This is a genomic window from Mesorhizobium sp., from assembly GCF_004963255.1.
GTDB lineage: Bacteria > Pseudomonadota > Alphaproteobacteria > Rhizobiales > Rhizobiaceae > Mesorhizobium.
In genome coordinates this window covers 184,138-202,128 of the sequence record NZ_SUGA01000005.1, presented here as the reverse complement: position 1 = coordinate 202,128, position 17,991 = coordinate 184,138, and the positions used below count along the sequence as shown (strand labels likewise).

14 protein-coding genes and 1 tRNA gene are annotated in these 17,991 nt (G+C 65.1%); 8 read left to right on the top strand and 7 right to left on the bottom strand.

Features of this window, described 5'->3' with window-relative positions; genetic code table 11:
* Window positions 1–154 precede the first annotated feature (154 nt).
* The 6 genes from betI (at window position 155) to E5X34_RS08805 (ending at window position 7,207) form a co-directional block, all read left to right on the top strand.
* Window positions 155–745, top strand: a complete 591-nt coding sequence (gene betI, locus E5X34_RS08830; RefSeq protein WP_127303214.1) for a transcriptional regulator BetI — start codon at window positions 155–157, stop codon at window positions 743–745.
* The gene (betC, locus tag E5X34_RS08825; RefSeq protein WP_292563124.1) at window positions 742–2,271 is read left to right on the top strand and encodes a choline-sulfatase; all 1,530 of its coding nucleotides are present in this window, start codon (window positions 742–744) and stop codon (window positions 2,269–2,271) included. Before betI ends, betC begins: the two co-directional genes overlap by 4 nt.
* Window positions 2,268–3,272 (top strand): threonine/serine dehydratase, encoded by a 1,005-nt coding sequence (locus tag E5X34_RS08820; RefSeq protein ID WP_292563122.1) that lies wholly within the window; start codon window positions 2,268–2,270, stop codon window positions 3,270–3,272. Before betC ends, E5X34_RS08820 begins: the two co-directional genes overlap by 4 nt.
* On the top strand, window positions 3,265–4,917 hold the full coding sequence (betA, locus tag E5X34_RS08815) for a choline dehydrogenase (RefSeq protein WP_292563121.1): 1,653 nt from the start codon (window positions 3,265–3,267) through the stop codon (window positions 4,915–4,917). Before E5X34_RS08820 ends, betA begins: the two co-directional genes overlap by 8 nt.
* 49 nt (window positions 4,918–4,966) lie before the next feature.
* Window positions 4,967–6,430, top strand: a complete 1,464-nt coding sequence (betB, locus tag E5X34_RS08810) for a betaine-aldehyde dehydrogenase (protein ID WP_292563119.1) — start codon at window positions 4,967–4,969, stop codon at window positions 6,428–6,430.
* 84 nt (window positions 6,431–6,514) lie between these two features.
* Window positions 6,515–7,207, top strand: a complete 693-nt coding sequence (locus E5X34_RS08805; protein WP_292563117.1) for a YoaK family protein — start codon at window positions 6,515–6,517, stop codon at window positions 7,205–7,207.
* A 34-nt stretch (window positions 7,208–7,241) separates the two neighbouring features.
* Here E5X34_RS08805 and E5X34_RS08800 read toward each other — a convergent pair whose 3' ends face one another.
* Window positions 7,242–9,479 (bottom strand): AGE family epimerase/isomerase, encoded by a 2,238-nt coding sequence (locus E5X34_RS08800; protein WP_292563115.1) that lies wholly within the window; start codon window positions 9,477–9,479, stop codon window positions 7,242–7,244.
* A 202-nt stretch (window positions 9,480–9,681) separates the two neighbouring features.
* Here E5X34_RS08800 and E5X34_RS08795 point away from each other — a divergent pair.
* Together E5X34_RS08795 and E5X34_RS08790 are read left to right on the top strand one after the other, a co-directional pair.
* Window positions 9,682–9,758, top strand: a tRNA-Pro gene (locus E5X34_RS08795).
* A gap of 138 nt (window positions 9,759–9,896) precedes the next feature.
* Entirely contained in the window at window positions 9,897–10,160 is a 264-nt protein-coding gene (locus tag E5X34_RS08790; RefSeq protein ID WP_292563113.1) for an Hpt domain-containing protein, read from the top strand.
* Between the two features lie 27 nt (window positions 10,161–10,187).
* Here the strand turns inward: E5X34_RS08790 and E5X34_RS08785 are convergent, their stop codons facing one another.
* From E5X34_RS08785 to E5X34_RS08760, 6 genes are all read right to left on the bottom strand, one after another.
* Entirely contained in the window at window positions 10,188–11,615 is a 1,428-nt protein-coding gene (locus E5X34_RS08785; RefSeq protein WP_292563111.1) for a glycosyltransferase, read from the bottom strand.
* Window positions 11,612–12,649: a HEAT repeat domain-containing protein gene (locus E5X34_RS08780; protein WP_292563109.1), complete on the bottom strand. Its 1,038-nt coding sequence runs from the start codon at window positions 12,647–12,649 to the stop codon at window positions 11,612–11,614. The genes E5X34_RS08785 and E5X34_RS08780 overlap by 4 nt, the downstream gene beginning before the upstream one ends.
* A gap of 2 nt (window positions 12,650–12,651) precedes the next feature.
* On the bottom strand, window positions 12,652–14,406 hold the full coding sequence (locus E5X34_RS08775; RefSeq protein ID WP_292563107.1) for a YaiO family outer membrane beta-barrel protein: 1,755 nt from the start codon (window positions 14,404–14,406) through the stop codon (window positions 12,652–12,654).
* Entirely contained in the window at window positions 14,406–14,798 is a 393-nt protein-coding gene (locus tag E5X34_RS08770; RefSeq protein WP_292563106.1) for a response regulator, read from the bottom strand. The genes E5X34_RS08775 and E5X34_RS08770 overlap by 1 nt, the downstream gene beginning before the upstream one ends.
* 224 nt (window positions 14,799–15,022) lie before the next feature.
* Window positions 15,023–15,415: a response regulator gene (locus E5X34_RS08765; RefSeq protein ID WP_129554786.1), complete on the bottom strand. Its 393-nt coding sequence runs from the start codon at window positions 15,413–15,415 to the stop codon at window positions 15,023–15,025.
* A 5-nt stretch (window positions 15,416–15,420) separates the two neighbouring features.
* Entirely contained in the window at window positions 15,421–17,856 is a 2,436-nt protein-coding gene (locus E5X34_RS08760; protein ID WP_292563104.1) for an ATP-binding protein, read from the bottom strand.
* Window positions 17,857–17,991: the final 135 nt, after the last annotated feature.

The following is a 17,991-nucleotide window of genomic DNA, read 5'->3' as shown; positions in this document are numbered from 1 at the left end:
CTTGGGCGGCGCATGATTCAATATTGTTCAATAGTGAACCGTTTTCCAACCCTCCGCCATGGGCCAGAACGACACGATCGGTTGATCCCAGTGTCGATTTTTATTGATTGACGCGTCAATAAAAAATAATCTCGACCCGAACCGGACCCCCAAAATGCCGAAAATCGGAATGGAACCCGTGCGCCGCAAGGCGCTGATCGACGCGACGATCTCGGCGATCGGCGAGCGCGGATCGCTGGACGTGACGATGTCGGAGATCGCCGGACGCGCCGGTGTGTCGTCGGCGCTGGCGCATCACTATTTCGGCGCCAAGGACGAGCTGCTGTTCGCGACGATGCGGCACATCCTGACGGAGCTCAACATCGACACCAGGCGCGCGCTTCACACCGCCGGCACGGCGCGTGAGCGCGTCTCCTCCGTGGTCGCGGTCAGCTTCTCCGACGATCAGTTCCAGGCGGAGATCATCGCCGCATGGCTCGCCTTCTATGTCGAGGCGCAGAAATCGACCGAGCTGCGGCGGCTGCTGCGCATCTATGCGCGGCGGCTGCATTCCAACCTGATGAGCGGGCTGACCGGCATCCTGCCCCGGGCCGAGGCCGACCGCGTGGCGGAAGCGACCGCGGCGCTGATCGACGGGCTCTATATCCGCCGCGCGCTGAAGGACGGCGTGCCGGACGCGCAGACCGCGATCGCGCTCGTGGAAGACTATCTCGAAACCAAGCTCAACGGACGGAGCCTGCCTTGACCACCCGGCGACCCAATTTCCTGATCGTCATGGTCGATCAGCTCAACGGCACGTTCTTCCCGGACGGCCCGGCCGAGTTCCTGCATGGCCCCAATCTGAAGGCGCTGGCCGCACGCTCGGCGCGCTTCGCCAACAACTATACCGCCTCGCCGCTCTGCGCGCCGGGCCGCGCCTCCTTCATGAGCGGGCAACTGCCGTCGCGCACGCAGGTCTATGACAACGCCGCGGAGTTCGCCTCCTCGATCCCGACCTACGCGCATCATCTGCGCAGCGCCGGCTATCACACGGTGCTCTCCGGCAAGATGCATTTCGTCGGTCCCGACCAGTTGCACGGCTTCGAGGAGCGGCTGACCACCGACATCTATCCGGCCGACTTCGGCTGGACGCCGGACTATCGCAAGCCCGGCGAGCGTATCGACTGGTGGTATCACAATCTGGGTTCGGTGACCGGCGCCGGTGTCGCCGAGATCACCAACCAGATGGAGTATGACGACGAGGTCGCCTTCCATGCGACGCAGAAGCTCTATGAGTTCGCGCGCGTGTCGGACGATGCAGACCGGCGCCCCTGGTGCCTTACCGTTTCCTTCACCCATCCGCACGACCCCTATGTCGCGCGGCGCAAATACTGGGACCTCTACGAGGACTGCCCGGCGCTGGAGCCGGAGGTGGGCTTCATCCCCTATGACAGCCAGGATCCGCATTCGAAGCGGCTCTACAAGGCATCGGACTACGACAGTTTCGATATCACGCCGGAGCAGATCCGCCGCTCTCGGCGCGGCTATTTCGCCAACATCTCCTATCTTGACGACAAGGTTGGCGAATTGCTGTCGGTGCTCGAACGCACCCGCATGCTGGACGACACCATCGTGCTGTTCTGCTCCGACCATGGCGACATGCTGGGCGAGCGCGGCCTGTGGTTCAAGATGTGCTTCTACGAGGGCGCGGCGCGCGTGCCTTTGATGATGGCCGGCAGGGGTATCAAGGCTGGGTTGATCGGGACGCCCGTCTCCAATCTCGACGTGGCGCCGACGCTCTGCGACCTCGCCGGCATCGACATGAGCGGGATCGCGCCATGGACGGACGGCCAGTCGCTGCTGCCGCTTGCCGCCGGCAAGGAGCGCGCGGCGCCGGTGCTGATGGAGTATGCGGCTGAAGGTTCCTACGCGCCGATGGTGGCGATCCGCGAGGGCAAATACAAATTCGTCCATTGCGAGCTCGATCCGCCGCAGCTCTTCGATCTCGACGCCGATCCGCGCGAGCTCGACAATCTCGGCGCCAACCCGGCTTACGCCGATCTGGTTTCGGCCTTCATGGAAAAGGTTCGCGCGCGCTGGAACATGGCGGACTTCGACGCCGCCGTGCGCGAAAGCCAGGCGCGCCGCTGGGTCGTTTACCCGGCGCTGCGCAACGGCGCCTATTACCCGTGGGAGTTCCAGCCGCTGCAGAAGGCGTCGGAACGCTACATGCGCAATCACATGAACCTCGACAATCTCGAGGAGAGCAAACGGTATCCGAGAGGCGAATGATGGCAGACATTCTCGTCCCGCCGCTTGATCATCTGAGGCAGGCTTATGCCGTCACCTCGACGGCCACGCAGGTGACGCCGCTCCTGGAGTCGGCGGCCTTGGCCAGGGAGACCGGCGCGGCGCGCGTCTTCGTCAAGCCGGAGTCGCTGCAATGGGCCGGCTCCTTCAAGGTGCGCGGCGCTTATTGGCGGCTGAGCCGGCTGTCTCCCGACGAAGCGAAGAAGGGGGTCGTCGCCTATTCCTCCGGCAATTTCGCGCAGGGGTTGGCGGCCGCCGGCCAAGCGCTCGGCATTCCCGTCACCATCGTCATGCCGATCGACGCGCCGGCCGCCAAGCGGGACGCCACCGCCGGCTACGGTGCGCGTGTGGTGCTGACCGATCATGGCGACCGCGCCCGCGAGGAGGTCGCCGCCGCCAAGGCGCGCGAGATCGCCGAGACAGAGCACCTGACCTTGCTGCATCCCTTCGACGATCCGGAAATCGTCGCCGGACAGGCCGGCGCCGGGCTTGAAGCGCTCGAGCAGCTCGCAGCGAAGAAGACGCATGCCGATCTGGTGTTCTGCTCGGTCGGCGGCGGAGGGCTGATCGGCGGCGTCTCACTCGCCTTCCACTATCTGTCCCCGAAGACCGAGATCATCGCCGTCGAGCCGGAGGGTTTCAACGGCATGGGCTCATCGCTGGCGCATGGCGCGATCGAGACGATGCCGATCGGGCCGAAATCGATCTGCGACGGGTTGATGGCGCGCAAGCCCGGCGATGCGCCCTTCGCGGCGGTGAGCGCCGCCGGCGTGCGCGGCGTTACCGTTGACGACGCCTCGGTGCGGCGGGCGATGCAGATCGCCTTCGAGCGGATGAAGCTGGTGCTGGAGCCCTCGGGCGCGGCATCGCTGGCCGCCCTTCTCGACGGCAAGGTGGATGTGAAGGACAAGACTGTCCTCGTGGTTGCAACCGGCGGCAATGTCTCGCTCGCCGATTTTATGGCGCATATGAACAATGCTTGAAGCGGATTTCGTCATCATCGGCTCCGGCTCCGCCGGCTCGGCCATGGCCTATCGGCTGTCGGAAGACGGCAAGCACTCGGTGATCGTCATCGAGTTCGGCGGCACCGATATGGGGCCGCTGATCCAGATGCCGTCGGCGCTGTCGATCCCGCTCAATATGAGCCTTTACGACTGGGGTTTCGCCAGCGAGCCGGAGCCGCATCTTGGCGGGCGCGTGCTTGCCACGCCGCGCGGCAAGGTAATCGGCGGCTCGTCCTCGATCAACGGCATGGTCTATGTGCGCGGCCATGCGCACGACTTCGACCATTGGGCAGAACAGGGCGCGGCCGGCTGGGGTTTCGCAGACGTACTTCCCTATTTCAAGCGCATGGAGGATTCCGACGGCGGCGAGGATGGCTGGCGGGGCCACGGCGGACCATTGCATGTGCAGCGCGGCACACGGAAGAATCCGCTCTACGGCGCCTTCGTCGAGGCTGGCCGCCAGGCCGGCTTCGAACTCACCGACGACTATAACGGCTCCAAGCAGGAAGGTTTCGGGCCGATGGAGCAAACCATTCTTGGCGGTCGCCGCTGGTCGGCGGCGAACGCCTATCTGAAGCCGGCTCTCAAACGCAAGAATGTGAGTCTGGTCAAAGGCTTCGCCCGGCGCGTGGTGATCGAGAATCAACGCGCTGTCGGCGTCGAGATCGAAGCTGACAAGAAGATTCAAGTCGTTAAGGCGCGGCGTGAAGTGATCGTCGCGGCGTCGTCGATCAACTCGCCAAAGATCCTGATGTTGTCCGGCATCGGCCCGGGCGCGCATCTGCAGGAGAACGGCATAAAGGTGATCGCCGACCGGCCGGGTGTCGGCGCCAATCTGCAGGACCATCTGGAGCTCTATATCCAGCAGGAATCGACCAGGCCGATCACGCTGAACTCGGTGCTCAATCCTTTCTCCAAGGCATTGATCGGCGCGCAGTGGCTGTTCTTCAAGAGCGGGCTTGGCGCCACCAACCATTTCGAGGCGGCCGCCTTCGTGCGTTCGCAGGCCGGCGTCAACTACCCCGATATCCAGTATCACTTCATTCCCGCGGCGGTGCGCTATGACGGCAAGTCGGCGGCGAAGTCGCATGGCTTCCAGGCGCATGTCGGGCCGATGCGCTCGAAGTCGCGCGGCTCGGTGACGCTGCGCTCGCCGGATGCGAAGGCGAAGCCGGTGATCCGCTTCAACTACATGTCGCATCCGGACGACTGGAGCGAGTTCCGCCACTGCATCCGGCTGACCCGCGAAATCTTTGGGCAGAAGGCCTTCGACGGGTTCCGCGGCAAGGAGATCTCGCCCGGCAGCCATGTGCAGACCGACGACGAGCTCGACGCCTTCATCCGAGACCATGCCGAGAGCGCCTACCATCCCTGCGGCACCTGCCGGATGGGACGCGCCGACGACCTGACCGCCGTCGTCGATCCGGAATGCCGGGTAATCGGCGTCGAGGGCCTGCGCGTCGCCGACTCCTCGATCTTTCCGCGGGTGACCAACGGCAACCTCAACGCGCCCTCGATCATGACCGGCGAAAAGGCGTCCGACCATATCCTCGGCCGCACGCCGCTGGCGCCATCCAACCAGGAACCCTGGATCAATCCGCGCTGGCAGGTGGCGGACCGATAGGGCATTGTCGGGCTGACCGCCCTCCCGGCGAACAGACTTGGAGAAAGCCATGCGCGCCCAGCCGACCGCATCGCACTATGTCAACGGCCGCTATATCGAGGATGAGGGCGGCACGCCACTGCCGGTGATCTATCCGGCAACCGGCGAGACCATCGCCACTCTGCATTCGGCGACGCCGAACCTGCTGGAGCTGGCGATCGAGGCGGCCCGCTCCGCCCAGCCGGCATGGGCGCGGCTGAAGCCTGTCGAGCGCGGCCGCGTCCTGCGCCGCGCCGCCGACATTCTGCGCGCGCGCAACGCCGATCTCGCCCGCATCGAGACGCTCGACACCGGCAAGGCGATCCAGGAGACGCTGGTGGCGGACGCCCCTTCGGCCGCAGACTGCCTGGAGTATTTCGCCGGAGCGGTCGCCGCCTTCAACGGCGAAATGATCGATCTCGGCGGACCGTTTGCCTACACGCGCCGCGAGCCGCTCGGCGTCTGCGTCGGCATCGGCGCCTGGAACTATCCGATCCAGATCGCGGGCTGGAAGTCGGCGCCGGCCTTGGCCATGGGCAATGCCATGGTGTTCAAGCCCTCGGAGAACACACCGCTTTCGGCGCTGGCGCTGGCCGAGATCTACAGCGAGGCGGGTTTGCCCGATGGCCTGTTCAATGTCGTGCAAGGCTATGGCGATGTCGGCGCCGGTCTCGTCGGCCATGATGTGGTGGCAAAAGTTTCGGTGACCGGCTCGGTGCCGACCGGTCGCAAGGTGCTGTCGCTCGCCGGCTCCAAGATGAAGCATGCGACCATGGAGCTCGGCGGTAAGTCGCCGCTCATCGTCTTCGACGATGCCGACCTCGAGAACGCCATCGGCGGCGCCATGCTCGGCAATTTTTACTCCACCGGCCAGATCTGCTCCAACGGCGCGCGCGTCTTCGTGCAGAAAGGCCTGCATGACCGCTTTGTCGAGCGGCTGGTCGAGCGCACCAAGAAAATCCGCATCGGCGATCCGCTCGATCCCGAAACGCAGATGGGACCGCTGGTCAACCGCCTGCAGCAGGAGAAGGTCGTCTCCTATATCAAAGCCGGCAGGCAGGAAGGCGCGAGCCTCGCTTGCGGCGGCAATGTGCCGTCGCTGCAGGGCTTCGAAGGCGGCTTCTTCATCGAGCCGACTGTGTTCACCGGCGTCACCGATACCATGCGCATCGCGCGCGAAGAGATCTTCGGCCCGGTGATGAGCGTCTTGAAGTTCGACAGCGAGGACGAGGTGATCGAGCGCGCCAACGACACCGAATTCGGCCTCGCGGCCGGCGTGTTCACCCGCGATCTGCCGCGCGCGCATCGGGTGATCGCCGAACTGCAGGCCGGCACCTGCTGGATCAACGCCTACAACCTTACGCCCGTGGAAATGCCCTTCGGCGGCGTCAAGCAGTCCGGCATCGGCCGCGAGAACTCGCTTGCCGCGCTGGCGCATTACTCGCAGCTCAAGGCGGTTTATGTCGAGACGGGCGACGTGGCGGCGCCTTATTGATATCGCGACCCGTTCCGGCAGATCATCGCGCTGTTCTCCTTGCCGCGGTTTGCCACAACCTTGCCGGAGGCAAAGGAGGCCAAGATGGCGGGTGAAGCCAAGGACAAGCGAGCCGTCGTGTTGCCGCTGCTGCTCGGCTTCAACGGCGGCTATGTCGACACGATGGGTTTCCTGGCGCTCCAGGGGCTGTTTACCGCGCATGTCACCGGCAACTTTGTGACGCTCGGCGCCTCCCTGGCGCTCGGCACGTCAGGCGCCCTGTCGAAGCTGCTAGCGCTGCCGGTCTTTTGCGTGGTTGTCATCCTCAGCCGGTTGTTGTCGAACACGCTGAGACACCGGGAGGCGCCGGTGTTTCGCTACCTGCTGACGATCATGCTCGTGTTGCTGATCGCGGCCGCCGTTCTGGCGGTCCGGCTCGGGCCTTTCCCGGATGGCGACCATTGGGCCGCCATCGTGACGGGAATGATATTGGTTTCGGCGATGGCAGTTCAAAACGCCGCGCACCGCGTCCATCTCGCCAGCCTGCCGCCTTCGACGCTGATGACGGGCACCACGACCCAGATCATGCTTGATCTGGCCGACCTGATCTACGGCTCGTCCGCTGTTGATACTGCCGCCCGATCGCGCCTTGCGCGGATGTCGATGATGGTGGCCGTCTTCGCGCTCGGATGCGGAACGGCCGCGCTGCTCCATGTCCAGATCGGTGTCTGGTCGTTTGCGGCGCCGCCGGTCGTCGCGATGCTGTCGCTGGTCGTCCGCGGGAGCGCGACGCCATGACGACGATGTTTGGTCGGGCCGTGCCGGAACCGGCTCACCCCTTCTGCTCCGTGCCGTCCAGATACTGCGTCAGCGCATAGACCAGATGATAGAAGATGCTGGCCGGCACCTCGGTCGCCAGTGAGCGGCCGCGCTCGTCGATGCGGTCGATCCACAGGCCGAGCGGCGCCGGATCGATGTGCCAGCGGAACAGGCGGCCGACCCGCGCCTCGATCTCGGGCTTGAGGTCCGGCCCGCCCGAGCCGTCCAGCGCGATCGCCGCCTTGATCGCCTCGGCCTGCGGCCAGCCGCGCGAGACGGTATCCAGCGGCAGACCCTGGCGCGAGATGGCGCCGTAGGCGAGGCCGGTTGCGCGGTTGAGCCCGTTGGCAATGGCCGAGGCGTAGAGCTTGCGGGCGAAGGCGGTAAGTTCGCTCTGGCCGCTGCGGGCGGCGAAATCGACCAGCAGCGAGGCCCATTCGAAATGATGGCCAGGCTCGGTCCAAGTCCCCTTCTCGCCCGCGGCCGGCTTCCAGCCCTTGTCAAAATACTCGCCAATCGTCCAGCTTTCGGCATCGAAGAAATGACTGCGGAAGAGGTCGATGATGCGCGCGGCGCGCCGCAGATAGGCGCGCTCGCCCGTCGCCTTGTGCCAGGCGAGGAAGGCCTCGAGCAGATGCATATGCGGGTTGGAGCGCCGCTCCTCCGCCCCATCGGAGGTTTCCAGAAAACCGGTCATGCGGCTGTCTTCCAAATGTGTGTCAAGGAAGGCAAACGTCTCCTCGCCGAGCCGCAACGCATCTGGATGGCCCGACATATGGGCGTGCGCCAGCGCCAGGAGAACGCAGGAATGATCGTAGGCGTCCTCGACAGGATCGGCGACCGAGCCATCGATGTTGAGCGTGCGGACCCAGCCTCCACGGTCGGTACGGCCCTGACCAGCCATGAAGTCGATGCCGTGGGCGATCAGCTTGTCCGCCGGACCGTCCCAGCCACGCTCCTTGGCCACCGCGAAGGCGTAGACCTGGCGCGCCTGCGTGCGCATTCGCTTGGGTTTCATCAGCGGCGCGGCGTCGAAGCCGAGCGCCTCGTGGAAGCCGCCATGGCGCTCATCGACGCCGACCGTCGACCACAGCGGCAGCGTCTCCTCGAACAGCCAGTGGCGCACGCGCCGCCGCCAGGCGCCACTCTCGATGACGCGATCATGCGCTGGCGTGAACCGCGTCTCCAGCCGGCCGGATTTCTCCAGCTGCTCGACGATCTTCTTGACGTGCTGGCTGTGACTGACCGGCGCGACGAAGGTTGCGTCGGCGGTAGAGACGATGGCCACATCCTTCATGCCGATGGCCGACAGCAGCCGGCCATCGCCGCGGATGTAGGAGTTCTCGCAATCGATAGCGACGACATCGCCGATGATGACGTTGCCGTGCTTGTCGGACGGGCCGACATCGAGCAGCGACTGCCACGAGCCGAGATCGTTCCAGCGGAAGCCGGCCGGGACCATGGCAATATCCTTGGCACGCTCCATGATGGCATAGTCGATCGAGGTCGACGGGATGGCCGAGTAGAGTTCCAGCGGCATGTAGAGGCCCGAGAGATCGCTGGTTGCCGCCTTGTAGGCAGCCTCGGTCGCCTGCCAGATTTTTGGCTCATAGGCCGCGAAGGCGTCGCGCATGGCGCCGGCGCGGAACAGGAAGATACCGGTGTTCCAGTAGAAATTGCCGGCATCGAGATAGGCCTGCGCGGTGGCGAGATCCGGCTTCTCGACAAAGCGCGAGACGTCGAACACGCCGCCCTTGTCCGCCCTGACCTCGATATAGCCGTAGCCGGTCTCGGGCTGGGTTGGCTTCAGGCCGAACACAACGAGCCGGCCGGCATTTGCCGCGGCCGCGCCCGCCTCGATGCTTTGCCAGAACTGGCGAGGCGTCGATATCTCGTGATCCGACGGCACCACCAGCACCAGCTCGTCGCCATATTCGGAGAGCGTGCGCAGGCTGGCCAGCGCCACCGCGGCCGCCGTGTTGCGGCCCGTCGGCTCGAACAGCGGTCCGCCGCCCTTGAGATCAACGCCGGCAAGGTCGGCATGGACGCGCTCGGCGTGACGCTCCGCCGCGATCAGGAAGATCGGCGTCTCGCCGTCCGGCCGCGCCGCCAGCCGGCGCAAGGTCCTGGCCAGCATCGAGCCATCGCCGGAAAAATCATGGAACTGCTTGGGGTTGTCCTCGCGTGACAGCGGCCACAGCCGCGACCCGACGCCGCCACTCATGACGAAACTGACGATGCGCTGAGGCAAGATTCGGAACTCCAGGCGGCTGCGGGACCCGTTTTAGCGGGGTCATGGTTGGTCACACAAGGCTGGAACTCGCCTTTCACGAACTGCCTCAACCCGCTGTTGTCCCGACCGGCGCGACGAAAGCCGACGAAATGCGACAGAAGTGCTGCCATTGCCGCTTGCAGTATCGAAAGGCGGCGGCTATAAGCCCGCCGTCTGGTCACGGAGTGTAGCGCAGTCTGGTAGCGCACCTCGTTCGGGACGAGGGGGTCGCAGGTTCAAATCCTGCCACTCCGACCAGAAGAAACAACGGGTTAGCGGCATTTCAGTCCGCTCACAGATGTTTCTGCACAAATAGAACAGAACCTCCCGTTCCAGCTTGCTCACGCGCATTCTCGCAATGGAGCCAGCCTCATCGCAAACGATCCTTTCGCCCCGTTGCGTCAACGTTTCCTCGCCAGGTGCGCCGATCAGCTCGCCGAGCTGAAGACCATCGCGCATCAGGCCACTCCCCTCCCCGGCAACGACTCGCTCATCCGGCTCGCCCACTCGCTCGCCGGCGCCGCAGGCACATTCGGCTTTGCAGAGATCAGCGCGCGCGCGTCGGCGCTGGAGACGCTGATCGTCGAGCAGGCCGATGGCGGGAGCACGCATGCGGCGCTCGATGCCTTGATCCAGGAGATCAAGCGGACGCTGGCGTGACATGGCCTTGGTCTGCGGCCGCCGGGTCTATTTCTTGGCGGCGCCGAGGCCGGTCCTAGTCATCTCGCCCCAGCCCTGGTTGCCGCGCAGATACTGCCACCAGCCTTTCACGCGCCAGAAATTGTTGAGCTGGCGGTAGCCGAAATTCTCGATCACGGCGGCGACCGTCAGTACGGCGAGGTCCCGGGCGCGGGGAAAGCGCTGTAGCTCGGCCTCTTCGAGGATCAGCGAGCAGACGCTGACGCAGACCCCGTAAGTGAAGATAAGGGCAGTGAAGGCGAGAAGATATTCCGCCGAAAGGATGCCGAGCAGCCAGAAGGCCGGAATCAGGATATAGCCCAGCACCTCCGCCACCGGTCCCAGCACGTCGACGACCAAGATGTGGCCGAAGCCGAGGAAGCCGACGCGGCCGTAGCGGGGGTTGAAGAGCATCGAGCGGTAGCGGAAGAAGCATTCGAGCGCGCCGCGCTGCCAGCGCGAGCGCTGGCGGGCCAGCACGCTCAGCGTTTCCGGCGCCTCGGTCCAGCACACCGGCTCGGGAATGAACTGGATGCGATATTTGCGTTTTTTGTCTCGCATATGGCGGTGCAGCTTGATGACGATGTCGAGGTCCTCGCCCATCGAGCCCTTGGTGAAGCCGCCCACCGCCACCGCTTCGGCGCGGCGGAACATGCCGAAGGCGCCGGACACCAGCATCAGCGTGTTGATGCTGCTCCAGGCAAGCCGCGCCATCAGGAAGGCCCTGAGATATTCGACCACCTGGAACAAAGGCAGCAGGCGGCGCGGCAAATGGATCTCGCGCACCCTGCCCGCCTCGATCCGCGAACCGTTGGCGATGCGGATCGTGCCGCCCACGGCGATGGTGCGCTCGGGGTCGTCAATGAAAGGCTGGGCGGCGCGCATCAACGCATCAGGCTCGAGGATGGAATCACCGTCGATGACGCAGAAGAGCGGCGCGCGACAGACATTGATGCCGGCATTCTGAGCATCGGCCTTGCCGCCATTTTCCTTGTCAACCACGAACAGCCGTTCGGTCATCGGCGAGGAATAGAGGCCGCGGATCGGCTGGTGCGCGAGCGCCTCCTCGTAAGGCCGCTGGAACTTCACCAGCTTAAAGGCATGGATCAGGCGCTGCAGCGTGTCGTCCTTTGAGCCGTCATTGATCACGACCACCTCGAAATTCGGATATTCCAGCGCCAGCATCGAATGCACGCTCTCGACCACGTTCAACGCCTCGTTATAGGCCGGCACCAGCAGCGCGATCGGCGGCGCGACATCGCCATAGCGCTGCCACAGCAGCGCCGAGCGCGCCACAGGTGGGCGCTTGGACAGGGCGTAGCCGGCAAAGACAAGCTGCAGGAGATAGATCGTGGTCTGCGCCAGCCCCGCCCCGATGATGAACCAGGACAGGATGGTGGCGGCAAGAACGACCTCGTGGGTCCAGTCGGCGATCATAGGACCGGCCCCTCGGCCAGTATAAGCGACGCGGTGCGCTGGCTGCGCGAGACCTCGGCGGAAGCGATCTCTCGCAACAGCCGCTCGCCCGGCTGGCCGAAGGAGCGTAGCGCGTTGGCAGCGGCATAGCGCACGGTCCAGATCTCATCATCCATTAGCCTGGAGAGCGGCGCGGCGAGCCCGGGCAGGCCGAGGCGCCCGGCGGATTCGGCCGCGGCGGCTCGCACCTCCCAGTCATCGTTGGCCATGGCGTGCTTCAGGATGGCCGGCGCCTCGGCGTGACCCGTCAGGCCCAGCGCCCGCAATGCGGCGGCGGCAACTTCGGGCGCGGCATCGCCGGTCAGGCCGGCGAAGAAATCGGCGAAGCCGAAGCCGCCGGCGTGGGCAAGCGCGTCGATCGCTGCCGCCCGGATGAAGGGCGAGGCGTCCGCGCGCGACGCATGGACCGCAAGCTCGTTGAAGCGCGAGCGCGGAAAGCGCCTGAACAGCTCGATCAGCCGCCGCGAGCGCTGCCCGGCCACGCCGATGAAGTCCAGCGCGGTGCCGAGCAGCGGCAGGCTGCCGAGATCGCAGAGCGCGATGGCCGCCGCGATCCGGACTTCGCGCGAACGGTCCTGGGTCAGCGCGGAAAGCAGGTTTTCCGTCGCATCGTCCGAACCCAGCGCCGCCAGCATCTCCGCGGCGTGGATGCGGTCGGCGATATTGCCTTTCCGCAGTTGCCTGTTGACGCGGGCAGGGAGGCCGCATTCGTTGAAGGCGACAAGCACGTCGTCCCTCTCCTCGCCGCGCAGCAGCGAAATGAACTCGAAGCCAGCTTCGATCGCCACGCCCGGCGGCACGTCGAGCACGGTCGCCTTCAGCGCCTCGCGATCGCGGCTTTCCGTGAACGCGATCAGCGCGGTCAGCACCTGGCGCCGCTGGTCGGCCGCCGCCCTGTCTCGCCGCTCCTGCCACACGCGCCGCGCGATCAGAAGCAGCATGATCACCAGGGACAGAGCGCTGAGCAGTATCGAGAGGTCCCAGATGTACCACATGGTCAGAACCGCGCCGTCAGGCCGAGGCCGAAGATGTTGCGGTCGAAGGTCGGGCGTTCTTCATGCGCGATGCTGGCGCGCAGCGTCAGCGGATCGCTGAGCTCGAAGGAAATGCCGCCGAAGACGGTGCGCGTCGGCACCAGCGCGCCGTCGTCGATCTCGGGGGCGTCGGCATAGCCGGCGAAGAGGTTGAAGCGCTCCGTCACCGCAAGGTCGGCGCGAAGCACATAGCCGTCCGCAACCGTCCCGGTATCGTCCTCGGCATGCACCCAGCGGGCGGAGAGGCCCAGGCGGCCGTCGAGGATATAGGCCTGCAACCAAGGCTGGATGCTGGTCACGCTGGTATCGGCGAAATTGTCGTAGCGGGTGTCGATGTTGAGCGAGAGCGGGCCGAACGCCTTTGCCGGCGCCACGACCTGCCAGGACGCGCCTGCGCCGATCGAATAACGGGCGAGGAAGTCAGCGTCCGGCGTCACTGCTGCGAGCGCATAGGCGGAGAAGACCGGCGTGAAGGCCTGGTCGATGCGGCCCTCCATCTGGACGTCGGTGTGGCCGAAGCGGGTCGCCAGCCGGGTGTGGCCGGAAATCGTCGCGCGCGGCGACAGCCGATAGGCAAGACCGGCCGAACTGTCGGTCCAGTCGCCCAGCCCGTTGGTGAGATCGCTCACCTCGCTGCCGAGGTCGAGTCGCCAGTTGCGCGGCGGCGGTACGGCCAGCCTCTGCTCGACATCGGCAGAGCCCGGCAGAAGGGCGAGCGCCTGATGATAGGCCTGCCGCGCGGCCTCATCGTCGCCTGCGGCGCGGCGCACATCGCCGATCCCCACCAGCGCCTCGGCATTCCGCGGCTCCAGTGCCAGCGCGCGCTGGAACGACCGCCCGGCCCGCGTGTAGTCGGCCTCGAGTAGGGCGATCCTGCCGTCGAGATCGAGCGCCTCGACATTGTCCGGCACGATCGCCAGCACGCCATCGATCAGCGCCCGGGCGCGCGGCGTGTCGCCTTGCCAGATCGCCAGGCGGACCTTGCCCAGCCTGGCGTCGAGAAGGCCGGGCTTGACGGCCAGCGCGCGGTCGAAGAAATGGTCGGCTTCGTCGAAGCGCTGGCTGGAGCCGATGACGAGGCCAAGCGCGACCAGGATGTCTGTGTCTTCCGGCGCCAGCTTGAGCGCGCGGCGATAGACCTTCTCCGCTTCGGGGAGCTTGCCTGCTTCGCGCAGGCGCCTGCCCTTCTCAAACAGGCCAGGAACCGGATCGGGCCGGTGATGCGGTGGTTTCTTCACCGCCGCCGGGGCCGCGGCGGCCGGCTTTGGCTTGCTGGCCGCCGCCTGTCTCGCCGCGCGGATGGTCTCGACCAGCTTTGCGGCATCGGCATTGGCCGGGTCGGCCTTGGCGACCTGCTCGGCCAGCGGCAGCGCAGCATCCAGATTGCCGGAGCGGAACTCGACCTCTGCCAAGCCGAAGGAGGCATCGCGGTAGGTCGGGGCAACAGAAAGCGCCTTGGAGAAAGCGTCGCGCGCGGACGAAAGGTCGTTACGGCCGAGCTCGGCGAAGCCAAGCTGGACCAGCGCGTCGGCATTGTCTGGCTTGAGCGCCAGCGCGCGCTTCAAGAGGTCGGCGGCCTCATCGAAATGCTGCGCCTGCCTCGCCTTCACGGCTGAGGCGTAGAGCTCGTCGGCTGTCTGCGCGAGGGCCCCGCGCGGAGCGGCGGCGACAGCCAGGATCAGGCATGCGGCAAAGCTGAGGCGCCGGCCACGCCGCATCAGCGCTTCCCGCTCTTGCGAGCGATCAGCCGTGCGAGCCTAGCCAAAAGCTCCTCGGGAATGAACGGCTTCACCAGATAGTCGTCGGCGCCCTTGTCCAAGGCCGAGACAATGTCCTTTTGGCCCTTACGGGCAGTCAGCATGATGACCGGCGTATCGGACAAAGCCGGGTCGCCCTTGATGCGCGCCAGCACTTCAAGGCCGTCGGCCTTCGGCATCATCGCGTCGAGCACGATGACGTCGGGGGCGCCCTGCTGCGCCTTCTCCAGCGCCTCCGCCCCGTCGACCGCCTTGATGACCTCGTATCCCTTCGCCCTCAGCCTGAATTCCATCAGCTCGAGCAACAACGGGTCGTCATCGCAGATCAGAACTCTTGCCTTCGTTCCATCCACCAGTCCTGCTCCGGTTCCGTCGCCCCCCGGAGTGATCACCCATGGACCTGCATCCGCCAAATGCGTTCCATGCTGAGTGACTGCGCAAATCATAGACAAAGCCGATTCGCGCAAGTCGCACCTTAATGCAATCAGTAGATGAATATCGGCGCATGGTATAGGAGGCTTAAACACCGGGCAGGGTCTTGCCGACTGGCTTTTAGCCGCTGGCGGCGCTCTCCCTGCTAAGCCACCGGACCGCCGGCGCGCGAGGCAAGCAGCTTCTTCACGTCACCGGCAAGCGCCATTGGGTCGAAAGGCTTCGCGATGACGCCCACCGCGCCCATGGCGAGATAGCGTTCGACCTCATGCGTCTGGGTGCGCGCGGTGATGAACACCACGGGTATCGACGCCGTCGGCGGCGAAGCGGCCAGGCGCTTAAGCGTCTCCGGCCCGTCCATGTCCGGCATCATCACGTCGAGCAGAATGAGGTCGGGCCGCCATGCTGCCGCATCGACCAGCGCCGCGGCGCCCGATGCGCAGGACCGCACCTCGAACTCCGGCTCGAGCTCCAGCGACATCTGAGCGATTTCGCGGATGTCGTCCTCATCGTCCACATAAAGGATTCTTGCCGGCATGAGGGTCACTCCTTGGCTTGCGCGCTGGCTCCCGCGCCGTGGCGGGTCAACATGTTCCTGACCAGCCTTGCGACGTCGATCTCCGACGCCTTGGTCTTGGTCATGATCGCCTGGACCCGATCGCCCAGCTTGTCGTCCAGCTCCGCCGCCGAGAACACGATGACCCCTGTTTCGAGCGGCAGATCGGCAAGCAGATCCAGCCCCGATCCGTCTGGCAGCGCGATGTCGAGGATGACCAGATCGAAGCGATGGGTCGCGATCGCCTGCTGTGCGTCCTTCAGCGTTTTCGCCGAGGTGATCGAGACACCCGAACCCAGTCCTTCCGACATCACCGCGAGCACGCCCTCGTCGTCCTCGACATGCAGAATCCGCGGCTTCGGCTCGACCCTGCGGCCAACGATCTTGGCGAGAGCGGCGTGAAGGCGCTTCGGATCAACCGGCTTTTCCAACCAGTCGACGATGCCGACCGCGGTGCCGTTCAGCGAACGCCTGGTCTCGTCGGCGACTGCAGAGATGACGATGACCGAGATGTCGGAATTGACCTTCGACGCCCTGATATCATGGAAGAGCTTGATGCCGGATTCCCCCGCCAGCTTGATGTCGAGCGTCAGCGCCACATAATCGCGGGAACTAAGGAGAGCCTTGGCGGTGTCGATGTCGGGGGCGACGTCACTGGAGAAGCCTTCCGCATCGAGAAGAGCCGCGATCACGGCGGCGACATCGGGCTCGTCCTCGCAGATCAGGACACGCAGACGGCCGTCGCGCTTCTTCGACCGGCGCTCGACGAAGACCGGTTTCGCCTCCTGCCTCTGCGCTTCCGCAAGGTCGACGTGAAACGACGTTCCCTTGCCTTCCTCCGTCTCGAAGGAAACGGCGCCACCCAACTTTTCCACGATGGTCTTGACGATGCTCAAGCCGAGGCCCGTGCCTCCCTTCCTGCGGGTGCTGGACGCGTCGGCCTGCTCGAACTTGCCGAATACGCGGCTGCGGAATGCTTCGGGAATGCCGGCGCCCTGGTCGATCACGGAGATGCGCAGCATGCCGCCGTCACGGCGCTGCAGCTTCACCATCACGGCGCCGCCGTGATCGGAGAACTTGATCGCATTGGACAGGAGGTTCGCCATCACCTGGTGCAGACGGTCCGGGTCGATATTGGCCTCGGCGCGCGGCGCATCGTCGACCAGGACGATGCGTATCCTGCTCTCGGCCATGTAGTTCGAACTGGCGGCTATGGCCTGCTCCAGGACCGGTCGCACCGCCATCTGCTTGATCTTGAAGCTGATGACGCCCGATTCGATCTTCTCGATGTCGAGGATATCGTTGATGAGAAGAACCAGCCTCTCGCTGTTGTTGTGGGCGATGTTGACGAGATTGGCCGCCTTGGGCGGCAATTCGCCCGCGACGCCCGCCGCGATCAGCCCGAGCGAGCCGCGAATGGACGTCAGCGGCGTGCGCAGTTCGTGGCTGACGGTCGAGATGAAGTCGTTTTTGAGCTGCGCGTTTTTCTTCTGCTCAGTGATGTCGCGATTGTAGGTGATGACCCCGACGATCTCGCCGCTCTCGTCACGGAAGGGAGCCTTCAAGGTATAGAGCCAGCCCTGGCTACCATCCAGGAAGAGCGCGGGCTGGTCGATGCGCAATGTCTGCCCCGTTTCCAGGGGACCCATTTCATCCTGCCTGAAACGCTCGGCGATATCCTTTGGATAGAAATCGAAATCGGTCTTGCCGATAAGGTCCTCGGCCGATGCGGCGCGCATCATTTCGGCGGTGGCGGGGTTTGCAACGACGAAGCGGCCGGCGGCATCCTTCACGTTGAGGCAATCCGGCAGCTCGCGAACCATGGCGCGGTAGATCATGTTGGACATGGCGAGATCGCGACGCCGCTGCTGCCGGTCGAGCAGCACGCCGATGATGAAGGTGCCGAGAAACCGGAACACCAGGGAAGGAAGCGTGCTCTGCTGAACCAAGCCGGTCAGGACCTGCTGAGGGATGACCACAAGCGTGATCAGCGGGGCAAGCGCCACCGTCACGCCAAGGCCGAGTATATCGAGCATGGTACGCGAGCGGACCGCGACGACATGGTGCCAAGCCAGCCCGACGACGGCCGTGATCAGGATGCTCATGATGCCTACACTCGCGCCCTGCCCGCCAAGATAGGCACGGTAGGCGATGGAGCCGGCGGTCGCGACGAACATTGCCGGCCATCCGCCAAAGAAGGCGGCAGCACCAATGAAGGCGGCCCGCAGATCGACGACGAAGCCCGAGACGGACAAAGCCGTTGCCATGGAGATGACCGAACCGGCGCACATGACCACGCCGAGAAGCAGCGACTGCACCAGCCGTGGAAGGCGTCCGGTAAAATCAGCCACAAGGTCCCAGGCGACGACCAAGATGGAGACCAGGGCAAGATTAGCGAGGAGTGAGCGCCAGATTTCGGTCATGACTTCCTGCTCCTTTTCTCCGATCAATACCGGCAAAATCTATCCGAGGTCTAAAGAGACCTGAGCTGAACTCATCCGCCCCGCACGATGGCGCTTCGAGGCGAGGGGCGATCACCTCCCGTCCAGGCGGTTCCT

What these genes read in the sequence shown, in the direction of transcription:
- betI (WP_127303214.1), top strand. Translation starts at nt 155, where the DNA reads ATGCCGAAAATCGGAATGGAACCCGTGCGCCGCAAGGCGCTGATCGAC.
- E5X34_RS08820 (WP_292563122.1), top strand. Translation starts at nt 2,268, where the DNA reads ATGATGGCAGACATTCTCGTCCCGCCGCTTGATCATCTGAGGCAGGCT.
- betA (WP_292563121.1), top strand. Translation starts at nt 3,265, where the DNA reads ATGCTTGAAGCGGATTTCGTCATCATCGGCTCCGGCTCCGCCGGCTCG.
- betB (WP_292563119.1), top strand. Translation starts at nt 4,967, where the DNA reads ATGCGCGCCCAGCCGACCGCATCGCACTATGTCAACGGCCGCTATATC.
- E5X34_RS08805 (WP_292563117.1), top strand. Translation starts at nt 6,515, where the DNA reads ATGGCGGGTGAAGCCAAGGACAAGCGAGCCGTCGTGTTGCCGCTGCTG.
- E5X34_RS08785 (WP_292563111.1), bottom strand. Translation starts at nt 11,615, where the DNA reads ATGATCGCCGACTGGACCCACGAGGTCGTTCTTGCCGCCACCATCCTG.
- E5X34_RS08780 (WP_292563109.1), bottom strand. Translation starts at nt 12,649, where the DNA reads ATGTGGTACATCTGGGACCTCTCGATACTGCTCAGCGCTCTGTCCCTG.
- E5X34_RS08775 (WP_292563107.1), bottom strand. Translation starts at nt 14,406, where the DNA reads ATGCGGCGTGGCCGGCGCCTCAGCTTTGCCGCATGCCTGATCCTGGCT.
- E5X34_RS08765 (WP_129554786.1), bottom strand. Translation starts at nt 15,415, where the DNA reads ATGCCGGCAAGAATCCTTTATGTGGACGATGAGGACGACATCCGCGAA.
- E5X34_RS08760 (WP_292563104.1), bottom strand. Translation starts at nt 17,856, where the DNA reads ATGACCGAAATCTGGCGCTCACTCCTCGCTAATCTTGCCCTGGTCTCC.